General features: G+C 63.9%; 10 protein-coding genes and 1 pseudogene. 2 read left to right on the forward strand and 9 right to left on the reverse strand.

Going from position 1 to position 15,594, the window contains the following annotated elements:
• Window positions 1–88: 88 nt before the first annotated feature.
• From pnp to rimP, 7 genes are all read right to left on the reverse strand, one after another.
• Window positions 89–2,176, reverse strand: a complete 2,088-nt coding sequence (pnp, locus tag D6C00_RS00835) for a polyribonucleotide nucleotidyltransferase (RefSeq protein WP_125179881.1) — start codon at window positions 2,174–2,176, stop codon at window positions 89–91.
• Window positions 2,177–2,235: 59 nt separating this feature from the next.
• Window positions 2,236–2,505 carry a 30S ribosomal protein S15 gene (gene rpsO, locus D6C00_RS00840; RefSeq protein ID WP_125179882.1) on the reverse strand — a complete coding sequence of 90 codons (270 nt, stop codon included), beginning with the start codon at window positions 2,503–2,505 and terminating at the stop codon, window positions 2,236–2,238.
• Window positions 2,506–2,596: 91 nt separating this feature from the next.
• Entirely contained in the window at window positions 2,597–3,523 is a 927-nt protein-coding gene (truB, locus tag D6C00_RS00845; RefSeq protein ID WP_125179883.1) for a tRNA pseudouridine(55) synthase TruB, read from the reverse strand.
• Between the two features lie 431 nt (window positions 3,524–3,954).
• Entirely contained in the window at window positions 3,955–4,326 is a 372-nt protein-coding gene (gene rbfA / locus D6C00_RS00850) for a 30S ribosome-binding factor RbfA (protein ID WP_125179884.1), read from the reverse strand.
• A gap of 35 nt (window positions 4,327–4,361) precedes the next feature.
• A complete protein-coding gene (gene infB / locus D6C00_RS00855; protein ID WP_125179885.1) occupies window positions 4,362–6,899 on the reverse strand; it encodes a translation initiation factor IF-2 in 2,538 nt (845 codons plus the stop codon).
• Window positions 6,900–6,923: 24 nt separating this feature from the next.
• Complete coding sequence (gene nusA / locus D6C00_RS00860; protein ID WP_125179886.1) at window positions 6,924–8,429, reverse strand: transcription termination factor NusA; 1,506 nt, start codon at window positions 8,427–8,429, stop codon at window positions 6,924–6,926.
• Between the two features lie 39 nt (window positions 8,430–8,468).
• The gene (gene rimP, locus D6C00_RS00865) at window positions 8,469–8,933 is read right to left on the reverse strand and encodes a ribosome maturation factor RimP (protein ID WP_125179887.1); all 465 of its coding nucleotides are present in this window, start codon (window positions 8,931–8,933) and stop codon (window positions 8,469–8,471) included.
• A 676-nt stretch (window positions 8,934–9,609) separates the two neighbouring features.
• On the opposite strand from rimP, the gene D6C00_RS00870 reads away from it, so the two are divergent.
• Window positions 9,610–10,197: an AP2 domain-containing protein gene (locus D6C00_RS00870; RefSeq protein WP_125179888.1), complete on the forward strand. Its 588-nt coding sequence runs from the start codon at window positions 9,610–9,612 to the stop codon at window positions 10,195–10,197.
• Window positions 10,198–10,423: 226 nt separating this feature from the next.
• Here D6C00_RS00870 and D6C00_RS00875 read toward each other — a convergent pair.
• Together D6C00_RS00875 and D6C00_RS00880 are read right to left on the reverse strand one after the other, a co-directional pair.
• Window positions 10,424–13,524, reverse strand: a pseudogene (locus D6C00_RS00875) (efflux RND transporter permease subunit).
• Complete coding sequence (locus tag D6C00_RS00880; protein WP_125179889.1) at window positions 13,521–14,618, reverse strand: efflux RND transporter periplasmic adaptor subunit; 1,098 nt, start codon at window positions 14,616–14,618, stop codon at window positions 13,521–13,523. Before D6C00_RS00880 ends, D6C00_RS00875 begins: the two are co-directional and overlap by 4 nt.
• A gap of 145 nt (window positions 14,619–14,763) precedes the next feature.
• Between D6C00_RS00880 and D6C00_RS00885 the strand changes: the two genes are divergently transcribed.
• A complete protein-coding gene (locus D6C00_RS00885) occupies window positions 14,764–15,393 on the forward strand; it encodes a TetR/AcrR family transcriptional regulator (RefSeq protein ID WP_158675236.1) in 630 nt (209 codons plus the stop codon).
• The last annotated feature ends 201 nt before the right edge of the window (window positions 15,394–15,594 follow it).

Here is a 15,594-nt window from a genome sequence, read left to right on the forward strand (position 1 = left end):
GGCCGTGGCGATTCATGGATTCCCGCCTGCGCGGGAATGACGGCGTGGAACTGTAGCCATGTATTCTGAGCCCTGAATAAAACGGGACTTACTCGTTGACGGCCTTCATGCTGAGACGGATACGCCCCTGCTTGTCCACTTCCAGCACCTTGACCTTGACCACATCACCCTCGCTCAGCTTGTCGCTGACGTTCTGCACCCGTTCGTCGCAGATCTGGGAGATGTGCACCAGGCCGTCCTTGCCGGGCAGGATGGTGACGAAGGCGCCGAAGTCCATCAGCTTGACCACCTTGCCCTGGTAGACCTTGCCCACCTCCACATCGGCGGTCAGCTGCTCGATGCGCTTGCGGGCCTCCTCGCCGGCGGTGGCGTCGATGGAGGCGATCTTCACGTTGCCGTTGTCATCGATATCGACGCTGGTCCCGGTCTCCTCGGTGATGGCGCGGATGGTGGCGCCGCCCTTGCCGATCACATCCCGGATCTTGTCGGGATTGATCTTCATGGTGATGTAGCGCGGTGCGAACTTGGACATATCCTCCCGCGGCGCGGAGATGACCTTGTTCATCTCGCCCAGGATGTGCAACCGACCCTGGTGGGCCTGTGCCAGCGCCGTTTCCATGATCTCGCGGGTAATGCCGTCGATCTTGATGTCCATCTGCAGCGCGGTCACGCCGTCGCTGGTGCCGGCCACCTTGAAGTCCATGTCACCCAGGTGATCCTCGTCGCCCATGATGTCGGTCAGCACGGCATACTTATCACCTTCCTTGATCAGGCCCATGGCCACACCGGCCACCGGTGCCTTGATGGGCACGCCGGCATCCATCATCGCCAGGCTGCTGCCGCACACGCTGGCCATGGAACTGGAGCCGTTGGATTCGGTGATCTCGGAGACCACGCGGATGCTGTAGGGGAAGCCCTCCTGTGAGGGCATTACTGCAGCCACGCCGCGCTTGGCCAGTCGACCATGGCCGATCTCGCGGCGCTTGGGCGTACCCACGCGGCCGGTCTCACCCACGCAGTAGGGCGGGAAGTTGTAGTGCAGCATGAAGTGTTCGCGGCGCTCACCCTGGATGGCGTCGATGATCTGGGCGTCGCGCGCCGTACCCAGGGTGGTGACCACCAGGGCCTGGGTCTCGCCGCGGGTGAACAGGGCCGAGCCGTGCACCCGGGGCAGCACCCCGGTGCGGATGGTGATGGGACGCACGGTGCTGGTGTCGCGGCCGTCGATACGGTTCTCGCCGGCCAGGATACGGTCGCGGACGATGCGCTTTTCCAGCTTCTCGATGGCGCTGTTCACCTCGGCCTCGTCATAGGCCGGCTCGGCATTCTCGCCGCACAGCTTCCGGATGATCTCCTCGCGCACGGCGTCCAGGCGGCCGTAACGCTCCATCTTGTCGGCGATCTGGTAGGCCTCGGTCAGTGCCTGAGTGCCGGCCGCGGCCACGGCCTCGGCGACACCGGTATCGGCAGCGGGGGCCGGCAGTTCCCAGGCCGGCTTGCCGACCTCGGCCTTGAGCTCGTTGATGGCGTTGATGGCCACCTGGAACTGCTCGTGGCCGTACATCACGGCGCCCAGCATGGTCTCCTCGGACAGCTCCTCGGCCTCGGACTCGACCATCAGCACGGCATTGGCCGTACCGGCCACCACCAGGTCGAGCCTGGACTCCTCCAGCTGGGTGTGGGTCGGGTTGAGGACATAATTGCCGTCGATGTAGCCGACCCGGGCCGCGCCGATGGGGCCGCTGAAGGGCATGCCGGAAATGCTGAGTGCTGCGGAAGTGCCGATCAGGGAGGGAATGTCCGGGTCGACTTCGGGATTCAGGGAGAGAACGGTGGCGACGACCTGGACTTCGTTGGTGAAACCTTTGGGAAAGAGCGGGCGGATGGGGCGGTCGATCAGGCGGGAGACCAGGGTCTCGTTCTCGCTGGGCCTGCCCTCGCGTCGGAAAAAGCCGCCCGGAATCTTGCCCGCCGAGTAGGTGCGCTCCTGGTAATCCACAGTAAGCGGGAAGAAATCGCGTCCTTCCATGGCCTTCCTGGATCCGACCACTGTCACCAGTACGACCGTATCATCCATGTTGACCATGACGGCACCGGTGGCCTGGCGGGCGATTTCTCCGGTTTCCAGGGTTACGGTGTGCTCACCGAACTGAAAGCTCTTTTTCACTAAACTCACGGGCAGATCCTGTTGTGGCGGTTATTTGCTGGTGATGCGCTGCGCTCTCCTGCGGACAATCAGCGACGCAGACCCAGGCGGCTGATCAGGTCCTGGTAGCGCTTGACGTCCTTGCGCTTGAGATAGTCCAGCAGTTTGCGACGCTGGTTGACCATGCGCAGCAGACCACGGCGGGAATGGTGATCCTGCTTGTGAGCGTTGAAGTGATCCATCAGGTGCGTGATGCGCGCGCTCAGCAGCGCCACCTGCACCTCGGGCGAGCCGGTATCCCCCGGCGCCTGCTGGTAATCCTTGAGGATCTCGCTCTTCTGTTCGGCCGACAATGACATCTGTTTACTCTCTCCCAAAATACGGATGTATCGAAGCCGCGTATTGTAACTTTCCGCCCTGAGGGCCACAAGTTCCAATCGCGGCAGAAACTTAGCGGGCCTGGCCTGCCGCCATCAGCCGGCGCGGGGCGACCCGGCCGTCGTCCAGGATCTGGCCCATACCCAGGAAGCGGCCGCCGCCCTGGTACATGCGCACCCAGCCGCTGGTGGGGGCGTGCGGTACCTGTACCGGCTGGCCCTGGCGCACATAATAGGCGGCGTCATCATTGAGCCGGACGTCCGGCCATTGCACCAGGGCGCTCTCGATCGGCAGCAGAAACGCATCCAGATTCTCGAAACTACCTTCGGAAAGCTCTTTAAGCCTTTCCATGGAAACCATTTTTTCACTGTCGTAAGGTCCCACGCCCAGGCGCCTCAGTTCAGCCACATGGGCACCGCAGCCCAGCGCTTCGCCGATGTCCTCGGCCAGGGTGCGGACATAGGTGCCCTTGGTGCAGTGCACGTCCAGGTCGAAAAAGGGCAGTTCAACCGCCTCGAGGATCAGCTTGTGAATGGTGACGTGGCGGGGCTCGCGTTCGACTTCCACCCCCTGGCGGGCCAGCTTGTACAGCCGCTGCCCCTGGTGCTTGACGGCCGAGTACATCGGCGGGATCTGCACGATCTCGCCGCGGAAACCGGCCAGGACGGATTCAATCCGGGCCGCGTCGATGCCTTCGATCGGGCGGGTCTCGGTCACCTCGCCCTCGGCATCGCCGGTGGCGGTCTTCTCACCCAGTTTGCAGCGCACCTGATAGTGCTTGTCCGCGTCCAGCAGGAAACCGGAGGCCTTGGTGGCCTCACCCAGACAGATGGGCAGCAGGCCACTGGCCAGCGGATCCAGGCTGCCGGTGTGCCCGGCCTTGCGGGCCTTGAACAGGCGCTTGACGATCTGCAGCGCCTCGTTGGATGTGATACCGGTCGGTTTGTCCAGCAACAGGATGCCGTTGACGTTTCTGCCCTTGGGACGATGACGCGCCATCGTTGTCTTTACCTCGAATGTGAATGATTCATGAAATGAAATGCTACTTACTTAACAGGCTCAATCTCTTGGCCACGAAACCCACAAAAGCCCCTGAGGCGGGTTTTGATTTTCAATACATCCTTTTCGCGTATTTCGTGGGTTTCGTGGCGATTTTCCAGGCCCTAGTGGTCCATGTGGGAAGTTCGGTAATGCTCAGCCGGCCCACAAGCCGGTTTGGCAAGGCGCGCGAACGCAGGACTGGCCGTATAGCCAATTCAAGTGAGCGCAACACAGCCAAACCGGCTTGTGGGCCGGCCCGCAGGGAGCCTCGCAAATAGGCCAATCCAGCGTTGCACTTCTTGGAAAGGGCACGCCATTCCCTGCGAAGTGCGCCTTGTCTTGGCCTATTTGCGAGACTCTGAGCGTTACCGAACTTCCCACATGGACCACTAATCCCGGTGCCGTGCCTTGTCCTCGGTCACCGCCTGCTCGATCAGGTCGCTGAGACGACTGCCGCGCTCGATGGATTCGTCATAGACGAAATGCAGTTCGGGGACGGTGCGGATCAGCATGCGCCGGCCTAGCTCATGGCGCAGAAAACCGGCGGCGCGGCGCAGCACCTGCAGTGACTGGCGCTGCACCTCGGGCTCGCCGAGCACCGTGACATAGACCTTGGCATGGCTGAAATCACGCGAGACCTGCACCGCCGAGACGGTGGTCATGCCAAGGCGCGGATCCTTGATCTGCTCGCGCACCAGCATGGCCAGCTCTCGCTGGATCTGTTCGCCGACACGGCGGGTTCGCGGATAATCTCTGGGCATAAGGGGCAATCAGGCCCGGGCATGGCCGCAGGGGCTCAGACCGTGCGGCTGACCTCGGTGCGTTCGAAGACCTCGATCTGGTCGCCAGGCTTGACGTCATTGTAATCCTTCACGCCGATACCGCACTCGGTGCCGGCGCGGACTTCACTGACGTCGTCCTTGTGGCGGCGCAGGGATTCCAGTTCGCCCTCGTAGATGACCACATTGTCGCGCAGCACGCGGATGGGGGCACTGCGACGCACCACGCCCTCGACCACCATGGAGCCGGCAACGGCGCCGAACTTGGAGGAACGGAACACGTCCTTGACCTCGGCCAGGCCGATGATCTCCTCGCGGATCTCCGGCGTGAGCAGGCCGTTGATGGCCTTCTTGACCTCGTCGATGGCATCGTAGATGACACTGTAATAGTGCAGGTCGACGCCCTGTTCCTCGACCAGGCGCCGGGCGGTGGCATCGGCGCGCACATTGAAGCCGATCATGATCGCACCGGAAGCGGCGGCCAGATTGACGTCGGACTCGTTGATCCCGCCCACGCCGCCGGAGACCACCTTGACCCGGACCTCGTCGTGGGACAGCTTGGTCAGGGCGTCGCGCAGCGCCTCCAGGCTGCCCTGGACATCGGCCTTGAGCACCAGGTTGACGTCGCTGACCTCGCCCTCGCTCATCTGATTGAAGACCTCGTCCAGGCGCGCCTGTTTCTGGCGGGCCAGGCGGGAGTCGCGGGTCTTGTCCTGACGGAAACTGGCGACTTCGCGGGCCTTGCGTTCGTCCTTGACCACCATGACGTCGTCACCGGCATTGGGGGTGCCGGACAGACCCAGCACCAGTGCCGGAATCGTGGGGCCGGCCTCCTCGATCGGCTCGCCCTTCTCGTCGAACATGGCGCGCACGCGGCCATACTCGCTGCCGCTCAGGATCACGTCGCCCTTGTGCAGCACGCCGTTGCGCACCAGCACGGTGGCGACCGGTCCACGGCCGCGGTCGAGACTGGATTCGATGATCACACCATTGGCCGGGCAGTCGATGACCGCCTTGAGCTCCATCAGCTCGGCCTGCAGCGATACCGCCTCCAGCAGCTGATCCACACCCTCGCCGGTCAGGGCCGAGACATGCACGAACTGGGTGTCGCCGCCCCAGTCCTCCGGGATGACCTCGCGCTGGGCCAGCTCGTTCTTGACCCGGTCGGGATCGGCCTCCGGCTTATCGATCTTGTTCACGGCCACCACCATCGGCACACCCGCGGCCTTGGCATGCTGAATGGCCTCTTCGGTCTGCGGCATGACGCCGTCATCGGCGGCCACCACCAGGATGACGATATCCGTGATCTGAGCGCCGCGGGCACGCATGGCGGTGAAGGCTGCATGGCCGGGTGTATCCAGGAAGGAAATGCTGCCCCGGTCGGTATCGACGTGATAGGCGCCGATATGCTGGGTGATGCCACCGGCCTCGCCAGCGGCCACCTTGGTGCGGCGGATGTAGTCCAGCAACGAGGTCTTGCCGTGGTCGACGTGGCCCATGATGGTCACCACCGGGGCGCGGGCAACCTGCTCGCCCTCGACCTCGGTCTGGACCAGTTCCTCCTCGATCTCGTTCTCGCTGAGCAGCTTGGGCCTGTGGCCCATCTCCTCGACGATCAGCTGTGCGGTCTCCTGGTCGAGCACCTCGTTGATGGTCGCCATCACGCCCATCTTCATCAGTACCTTGATCAGCTCGGCGGCCTTGACCGACATCTTCTGCGCCAGCTCGGCAACGGTGATGCTCTCGGGAATACCGACCTCACGCACGATGGGCGCGGTCGGCTTGGCGAAGCCGTGCTTCTCCGAACTGCTGAGCGAAACCGATCTCTGCCGCGACTTCTTGCGGCGCTTGCCGCTCTTGTCGGCGGAGACGTGCAGCTCCTCGCGACCGTACTTGCGGCTCTGCTTGCGCTCCTCGTCGGTGGCCGGCTCGGCGTGGCGCTTGTGCTTGGGCTGCTTCTTGCCCTTGCCCTTGTCGGCCTCCGGTGCGGCACCCGGCTGGGCCTCGGCGGCCTGCTGGCGGGCCTGCTCCTCGGCGATGCGCTGGGCCTCGGCCTCGTTGGCGGCGGCCTCTTCGGCCTGTTTGCGTTCGGCTTCCTCACGGGCCTGGCGCTCGGCCTCTTCCTTCGCCTTGCGCTCCTCCTCGGCCTTGCGTGCGGCCTCGGCTTCCGCCTCCTGGCGCGCGCGCTCCTCCGCCTCGGCCTGGAGCCGCTTCTCTTCCTCTTCCATGATGTCGCTGCGTTTGACGTAGGTGCGCTTCTTGCGCACCTCGACCGTGACCGTCTTGGTCGTGGTGGTGCGGCCCTGCGCCGAGGGCACCTTCAGCTCGCTGTGGGTCTTGCGCTTGAGCGTGATCTTCTTGGGCCCCGACTCGTCCTGCTTGCCGAGCTTGCCGTGGCTTTTGCGCAGATAGGCCAACAATTCCATCTTCTCGTCATCGGAGATGGTGTCCTCCGCGCCGCCCACACTGATCCCGGCATTGTCGAGCTGGGTGAGCAGACGGTCGACCGGAATCCCGACGACTTCAGCGAATTGTTTGACTGTGACTTCCGACATAATTTCTCTCTTCTCCCGAAGACGTTATCCCTGCTGCTCTTCCGCGAACCAGGGGGCGCGCGCGGCCATGATCAGGGCACCGGCGCGATCTTCGTCCATTTCCTCTGCGATTTCCTGCAATTCATCAACGGCCAGCTCGGCCAGGTCCTCCTGGGTGCAGATGCCCTTGGCGGCCAGCTTGTAGGCCAGGTCCTGATCCATGCCTTCGAGCTCGAGCAGATCCTGGGCCGGTTCGGTGTCCGGCATCTGTTCCTCGCTCTGGATGGCCTTGGTCAGGAGCACGTCACGGGCGCGTCCGCGCAGCTCCTCGACGATGGCCTCGTCGAATTCCTCGACCTGGACCAGTTCGGAGGCCGGCACATAGGCGATCTCGTCGACGCTGGAAAAGCCTTCCTGCACCAGGATGGCGGCGATCTCCTCGTCGACATCCAGCTGTTCCATGAACATCTGCTGCAGCTGCTGTGCTTCCTGCTCGTTTTTCTGCTCGGCATCCTCGACCGTCATCACGTTCAGCTCCCAGCTACTGAGCTGACTGGCCAGACGCACGTTCTGCCCGCCGCGGCCGATGGCCTGCGAGAGCTGCTCCTCGGCCACCGCGATGTCCATGCTGTGGGTGTCCTCGTCGACCACGATGGAAACCACCTCGGCCGGTGACATGGCGTTGATCACGAACTGGGCCGGGTTTTCGTCCCAGAGAATGATGTCCACGCGCTCGCCGGCCAGCTCGTTGGACACGGCCTGCACGCGCGAGCCGCGCATGCCCACGCAGGCGCCGACCGGATCGATGCGCGGATCCAGCGAGCGCACGGCGATCTTGGCCCGCAGCCCCGGATCGCGCGCCGCGCCGAGGATCTCGATCAGTTCCTGGCCGATCTCCGGCACCTCGATGGTGAACAGCTCGATCAGAAACTGCGGGGCGACGCGGCTGACGAACAGCTGCGGGCCGCGCGGCTCGGAGCGCACATCGACCAGATACCCGCGCAGACGGTCGCCCGGACGGACGGATTCGCGCGGGATCATATTCTCGCGCGGGATGAAGGCCTCAACGCCCTCGCCCAGATCCAGGAAGACGTTGCCCCGCTCCACCCGCTTGACGGTGCCGTTGACCAGCGTGCCCTTGCGATCCTGATAGGCCTCGACCACCTGTGCCCGCTCGGCCTCGCGCACCTTCTGTACGATGACCTGCTTGGCGGTCTGGGCGGCGATGCGGCCGAATTCCTCGGACTCGATGTGCTCTTCGATATAGTCGCCCACCTCGATGCCGGGCTGGAGCTGCTGGGCACGGGTATAGAGGACCTGATGCTCGGGCGATTCGAATTCCTCGTCCTCGTCATCGACAACCAGCCAGCGGCGGTAGGTCTCATAGTCTCCCGTCTTGCGGTCGATCGACACACGCGCATCGATGCCGCCGCCGTGGCGCTTCTTCGTGGCGGACGCCAGCGCCGCCTCGATGGCCTGGAAGATGATTTCTTTATCGACGCCCTTCTCGTTCGAGACGGCATCGACCACCATTAGGATATCTTTGCTCATGACTGCCTGTCTCCGACTGGCTACCCAAGTCGAAAAAAATTAACCCTGAAACTCAGGGACCAAACGCGCCTGCTCAATCTGTTCCAGCGGCAGACACACTTCATTGCCCTCGTCGTCGACGATGACGACCTCATCCTGCCGCAACCCCTGCAACAGGCCCTTGAACTTGCGCCGGCCGTTTACCGGCAGTCGCAACCGCAGCTTCACCTGCTGACCGCGGAAGCGTTCATAGTCCGCGGCCTGGAACAGCGGCCGGTCCAGACCGGGAGAGGATATCTCCAGAGTGTACTGGCCCGGCACCGGATCCTCGACATCCAGGATGCCGCTGACCTGGTGGCTGACCGCGGTACAGTCGTCGAGGGTGATACCCTCTTCCTGATCTATATATATACGCAAAACACTGTGTTTTCCGCTGGGGTGATATTCGATCCCCACCAGCTCGTAACCCAGCGCGCGTACCGCGGGTTCCAGCAGTTCCCGCAGTTTGAACGGATCCTTGCGCATCTTGTGTCGTGGGCCGTTTCGCCCTGTCAGCGCCGGTCGTGCCGGCGAGCCTCTGTCGCAAACAAAAAATGGGCCGACGGCCCACTGCAGGTTCCGCCCTGATCCTGAATTAAAGATAGCAGGAGCGGATATGAAAAGACCCCGAGAACGGGGCCACCTTTCAACCTCAATCCCGGCTGTCAGGCTCGACAACCGACGGGAATTATAAAAGTCTCTGCAATGACTTGCAAGACAACAGCTTAGAACCCGGCCCGGAAGCCGGTGTCAGGACGGCCTTGTTCCGGCCCCCTGCGGGAGGCGGCATGAAAGAAAAATATCATTTTACAATCAGTGTATTACGAATTTATTTCAGACTGACGGAGCCAGTCCATCACGATTGCCGCCCGCTACGTCAGCCGTGCCGGCGCGGCTCCCGGGTCAGATGATCCCGGCCTCCTCCGGCCGGGAGCCGCCGAAGGTGCCTCGCCGGCCTGCCACGCCGACGAGAAATGTGTCACGCATCACCGCCCGACGACGCCCGTGCGCGTTACATCATTACCCATATCCTGTTATAATTTCGTATTTTCACCCGAACAATAACAAGGTCCCAGGTGTATACATTTGCATACAGGGCACAGAGGCGGAGCCGGAAGATATTTTTGCTGTTGTCAATTCAATTTAAGAGGCCGACAAATCCATGCCTTCAATCAACACCGTCATCAAGCAACTTGGAGACACCTATCTCACCATCGCCGATTACCACAACTCCAAGGGGGTCTGGGTACGTATCGTCAAGAATGGTGAACTGCTCGAACCGGCATTCTTTTCCCTGGCCCAGTACGGGTCCTTCGACAAGGCCAAGAAGGCCGCGATCCGCTATCGCAATCAGCTGGTGCGCAAGTACAACGTCATCCCCCGCAAGCTGCGCGCCGCCGGCCCCTACGCCAACTACCGCGAGGCCGATCCGCGCAACTTCACCGGCGTGGTCGGCGTCGGCCTCCAGCTGCACGAGAAGGACGGCTATTATCATGCCACCTGGAAGGCCCAGTGGTATCGCAAGGACACCGGCCTCAAGACCCGCAGCCTGTCGATCGCCAAACACGGCTACAAGACGGCCTTCCGTACCCTGGTCAAAAAGCGCTACGAGGAAACCGGCCAGGACGTCAAGCGCCTGCCCGGCGCCCCCGACCGCAAGGCCATGGCGGCCCACCTCAGGGAACGTCTGGGCCCACAGTGGCGCAGCTTGATCAGCCCGAAGTGGGATCAGTGGTGGGACGGGCGTTGACCCCGACCTGAAACGCCCCAAACAGAAACGGCCTGTCATTCTACAGGCCGTTTTTTATGTTAGGGATGTTCTGACTCCTCTTCGTCATCCCGGCGAAGGCCGGGATCCAGACACAGCTGCGGTCACTGGATTCCCGCCTTCGCGGGAATGACGGCGTCTTTAGTACGCAGGCCTGGATAAGTGCAGCTTTCCCGGCACATCCGGGTTTACAGGCTCCACCTCTACCCTACGATTCCTGCGGGCGTTCGTCCGGCAGCGCCTCGGCCGCCTCCTTCTGCGCCGCGGCCTGGTGATCGCGCGCCAGCAGCAGATAGACCGCCGGCACCACGAACAGGGTGAACAGGGTACCGATGCCCAGACCGGTGGCGATCACCATGCCGATATGCAGGCGGCTGACCGCACCGGGGCCGGCGGCGAGCAGCAGCGGCAGCATGGCCATGACCATGGCCAGCGTGGTCATGATGATCGGCCGCAGGCGGATGGCGGCGGCCTGCTCCACCGCCTCGCGCCGCGAGAGTTTGTCCCGTATCTGCAACTGGTTGGCGAATTCCACGATCAGGATGCCGTTCTTGGCAATCAGGCCGATCAGGGTGATCAGACCGACCTGGGTATAGATGTTGACCGTCGCCCCGCCGATCCCCAGGGTCATGAAGATCAGCGCCCCGGCGATCGACATCGGCACCGAGACCAGGATGATCACCGGGTCGCGCCAGCTCTCGAACTGGGCCGCCAGCACCAGATAGATCACCAGGATGGACATGAAGAAGGTGAGTATCAGTGCGCTGCCCTGCTGGGTGAACTGGCGCGACATGCCGGTGTAGTCCCAGCCGAAGTTGCGCGGGAACTCCTCGGCAGCGATGCTCTCCAGCCGGTTGAGTGCGCCTCCGAGGGTCACGCCCGGGGCCATCACGCCCTGCACGGTCACGGCATTGAGCTGCTGATGCTGGGTACGCTGGCTGGGCTGGACCCGCTCCTCCAGGCTGACGAAGGAGGCCAGCGGCACCATCTCCCCGGACGCGGCCGGGATGTAGTACTGCTTCAGGTCCCCCGGCTCGAGCCGGAACTCGCGCGCCACCTGCGGGATGACCTTGTAGCTGCGCCCCTCCAGGTTGAAGCGGTTGACATAGCCGCCGCCGAGCAGGGTACCGAGATTGGCGGCGATATCCTGCATGCGGATACCCAGGTCCGCCGCCCGGTCGCGGTCGATGACCAGATTGACCCGCGGCCGGGTGAACTCGACCGTCTTCTGCAGGAAGACGAAATCACCCGACTGCATGGCCTGCCCGATCAGGGTGTCGGCCACCTGGTCCAGCTGCTCGTAGCCGGCGTCGGTGGTGATCACGAACTGCACCGGCAGCCCACCGCCCGAACCGGGCAGACTGGGGCGCGGGAACACCGCGGTCTGGAACCCGGCAATGCCCGCCAGTTTGCCCTGGACCTCCGGCTGGACCTGCATCTGCGAGCGCCCGCGCTGTGTCGGCGGCTCCATCTTGAAACCGCCGAACACGGTGCTGGTATCCCGGCCGAAGCCGAGGATCAGAAAGCTCTCGTGATACTCCGGAATGGCTTCGAAAGCCTCCACGATCTGGCGGGTATAGATCTCGTTGTACTCCAGCGTGGCGGTCTGGGGCGCGCGCGCCTGGAAGAACAGGATGCTCTGATCCTCGGTCGGGGCCAGCTCGTTCGGGGTGGTGACGAACATGAAATAGATACTCACCAGGATCACCCCGGCGAAGGTCAGCACCACCGGCAGATAGCTGAGCGCCCCGTGCAGGCGGCGCTGGTAGGCATCGGCCAGCCAGTTGAAGAAGCGCTCCACCCGCTGCTCGAAGCGTCCGGGCCTGGCCATGCGGCTTGAGCACGCGCGAGGAGATCATGGGCGAAAGCGTCAGTGCCACCACGCCGGAGATAAGCACGGCACCGGCCAGGGCGAAGGCGAACTCGGTGAACAAGGGTGCCCACCAGGCCGCCCATGAAACCGATCGGGGCATAGACGGCCACCAGGGTGGTGGTCATGGCGATGATGGGCAGGGCCAGTTCGCGCGCGCCCTTGAGTGCGGCCTGGACGCGGCTCTCGCCCTCCTCGATGTGACGGTGCACGTTCTCCACCACGATGATGGCGTCGTCGACCACCAGGCCGATGGCCAGCACCAGTGCCAGCAGCGTCAGCAGGTTCACGGAAAAGCCCAGCATCAGCATGATGATGCCGGCCCCGATCAATGACAGCGGCACGGCCACGGCCGGCACGATCGCCGCCCGGATCGAGCCCAGGGTGAGGAAGATGATCACCAGCACGATGATCACCGCCTCGCCGATGGTCTTGAACACCTCGTTGATGGAATCCTCGATGAACACACTGGCGTCGTAGGGAATGTGCGCCTGCAGGCCCTCGGGCATCTGGCTGCGGATCTCCGGCATGGCGTCACGCACCCGCTTCGCCACATCCAGGGGATTGGCCCCCGGCGCCTGCTCGATGCCGATGAAGATGGCCGGCTTGCCCTTGTACCAGTTGGTGGAATTGTAATCCTCGGCGCCCAGTTCGGGGACGGCGATGTCGCCCAGCCGCACCAGCTCGCCATCCTCGGAACGCACCACCAGATCACGGAAATCCTGCACCTGGCTGATATCGGTATTGGCACCCAGGTCGATGGCGACATAGGCGCCCTTGGACTGGCCGACCGCCGCGAGATAATTGTTCTCGCGCAGTACCTCGGCCACCGCCTGGGCCGAGACGCCCAGCGCGGCCATGCGCTGCGGATTCAGCCAGATACGCATGGCGAAGATCTTGTTCCCGAGCAGCTCCGCCTTGGCCACGCCCGGCAGGGCCTGCAGCTTGGGCTGCACCACCCGGAGCAGATAGTCGGTGATCTGCGAGGGGGCCATCTCCTCGCTGTAGAAGGCCATGTACATCAGCGCGGTGGTATCCCCGGTGGTGGAATCGATCACCGGATCCTCGGCCTCAGCCGGGAGCACATTGCGCTGACTGGCCACCTTGGCCTGGATCTCGGCCACGGCGGCGTTGGCGTCGTAATTGAGCTCCATGTGGGCCTCGATCACCGATACCCCCTGGGTGCTGCGCGCGGACAGGTAATCGATGCCGTTGGCCTCGGCGATCGCCTGCTGCAGCGGGGTGGTGATGAAGCCCTTGACCAGCTCGGAACTGGCGCCCGGATAGGTGGTGGTCACGGTGACCACGGTGTTCTGCGTCTCCGGATACTGGCGCACCTCCAGCAGGGCCAGGGAACGCAGGCCGATGACCAGGATCAGCAGGCTGACCACGCTGGCCAGCACCGGACGGTGGATGAAGATATCGGTAAAGCGCTTCATTTACCCATCTCGCCGGTCATCTCGGCCGAGTTGTCGATGGTCACGGCCTGACCGTTGCGCAGCTTGACCTGGCCGGCGCTGACCACCCGGTCGCCGGCCTCCAGGCCGCGGGTGATACTGATGCGACCGTCGCGCACCTCGCCGGTCTGCACCTGACGGGTCTGGACCACCAGGCTGCCGTCATCCTGCTCCTGGATCAGGTACACGCTGCTGCCATAGGGGTTGTAGATGACGGCCTGACGCGGCAGGGTCAGGACCTTCTCTATCTCGGGCAGCCAGACCTCGACCTCGGCGAACATACCCGGGCGCAGGCGCAGGTCGGGATTGGGCAGGGTCGCGCGCACCCGGATCTGGCGCGAGCCCTGGTCGATACGCGACTCAAGCGCGCTGAGTGTGCCTTCGAAGATCTCGTCGGGATAGGCCTGCACCCCGAGCGTCACGGTCTGGCCCGGCTCGAGCTGGTCCAGATAGCGTTCCGGGAGACTGAAATCGGCATAGACCGGATCCAGCGCCTGCAGGGTCACGACCGGATCGCCCGGAGTGAGGTACTGGCCCACGTCCACCCGGCGGATACCCAGGCGGCCGGCAAAGGGCGCGCGCAGGCTCATCTTCTGCAGCCGTGCCCGTTGCGCGGCCACGGCGGCGGTGGCCTCGTCCAGACCGGCGCGGGCCGCGTCCAGATCGGACTGGGAGACACTGTTCTCGCGCCGCAGCCGCTGGTTGCGCTCGAACTGCAGTTGCGCCAGCTTGCGCTGCGCCACCAGCCCCTCGAGCATGGCGCGGTCCACGCTGGCATCGAGTTGCAGGAGTACCTGCCCGGCCTCGGCCGCTTCACCCGATTCGAACCCCAGCGATTCCACCACGCCGGCGACCTCGATGGTCATATCGATGCCCTGGGAGGCGGTCAGGCTGCCCACGGCGCTGAGCTTCGGCTGCCACTGCGCGCGCTCGACCTGCGCCGCGGCCACCGTCGCCGGCGGCTGGGGCTGGGAGGCCTGCTCGGCCATCTTCTGCATCTGCAGGTATTTCCAGCCGAAGATGCCGCCGAACAGCACGGCCAGCAGCAGCAGGACAATGATCAGTCGCTTGATCACGGCATCACCTCATTTCCGGAACCGGCGCGGCCGCATGCAGCGGACACGCATGAAGGCAGCTATTCTGGCTGAATTGGACTGGACGGTCCAGTCCAGATCTGTAAAAATTCCTGTCATCTTCCCTGACCCTGATGATCTGGCCCGCATGTCCACCGACCACGCCTCCCGCTGCCCGCCGGCCCCGAACGAAAAACAGCAGGCCATCATCCAGGCCGCCACTGCCATATTCCTGGAACAGGGCTATGACCAGGCCAGCATGGAACAGATCGCCCGCGCCGCCGGGGTGGCCAAGCAGACCATCTACAACCAGTTCGGCAACAAGGAGGCCCTGTTCCGCGCCATCGTCACCCAGCGCTGCAGCGAGCTGCTGGATACGCTGCTGGGCTCGGCGCCGGATGAGAACGGAATCGAGCAGATCCTGACGCGCTTTGCCACCGCCCTGCTGGATATCCTGCTGGAACCCTCGGCGCTGGCCCTGCACCGGCTGATCGTGGCCGAGAGCCGGCGCCTGCCACGCGTCGGCCGGCTCTATTACGAATCCGGCCCGCAACGGGGCAACCAGCGTCTGGCCCGGTATCTCCAGGCCCAGTGCGAGCGCGGTGTACTGACCATAGACGACCCGGAACTGGCCGCGCAGCAGTTCACCGGCGCCCTGCTCGGCTCACTGCGCACCCGCGCCCTGGTCCTAGATGAACCGGTCCCGCAGGTCGAGATCGACAAGGTGGTGCGGCACACGGTCCAGTGCTTCCTGGCGCTGCACAGAACGCAGCGCTGATCCAGTGGTCCATGCGGGAAGTTCGGTAACGCTCAGCCGGCCCACAAGCCAGTTTGGCAAGGCGCGCGAACGCAGGACTGGCCGTAGCCAATTCAAGTGAGCGCAACACAGTCAAACCGGCTTGTGGGCCGGCCCGAAGGGAGCCTCGCAAATGGGCCAATCCAGCGTTGCACTTCTTGGAAAGGGCGCGCCATTCCCTGC

Source organism: Thiohalobacter thiocyanaticus, assembly GCF_003932505.1.
GTDB classification, from domain to species: Bacteria; Pseudomonadota; Gammaproteobacteria; order Thiohalobacterales; family Thiohalobacteraceae; genus Thiohalobacter; species Thiohalobacter thiocyanaticus.

What these genes read in the sequence shown, in the direction of transcription:
- rpsO (WP_125179882.1), bottom strand. Translation starts at nt 2,505, where the DNA reads ATGTCATTGTCGGCCGAACAGAAGAGCGAGATCCTCAAGGATTACCAG.
- truB (WP_125179883.1), bottom strand. Translation starts at nt 3,523, where the DNA reads ATGGCGCGTCATCGTCCCAAGGGCAGAAACGTCAACGGCATCCTGTTG.
- rbfA (WP_125179884.1), bottom strand. Translation starts at nt 4,326, where the DNA reads ATGCCCAGAGATTATCCGCGAACCCGCCGTGTCGGCGAACAGATCCAG.
- infB (WP_125179885.1), bottom strand. Translation starts at nt 6,899, where the DNA reads ATGTCGGAAGTCACAGTCAAACAATTCGCTGAAGTCGTCGGGATTCCG.
- nusA (WP_125179886.1), bottom strand. Translation starts at nt 8,429, where the DNA reads ATGAGCAAAGATATCCTAATGGTGGTCGATGCCGTCTCGAACGAGAAG.
- rimP (WP_125179887.1), bottom strand. Translation starts at nt 8,933, where the DNA reads ATGCGCAAGGATCCGTTCAAACTGCGGGAACTGCTGGAACCCGCGGTA.
- D6C00_RS00870 (WP_125179888.1), top strand. Translation starts at nt 9,610, where the DNA reads ATGCCTTCAATCAACACCGTCATCAAGCAACTTGGAGACACCTATCTC.
- D6C00_RS00885 (WP_158675236.1), top strand. Translation starts at nt 14,764, where the DNA reads ATGTCCACCGACCACGCCTCCCGCTGCCCGCCGGCCCCGAACGAAAAA.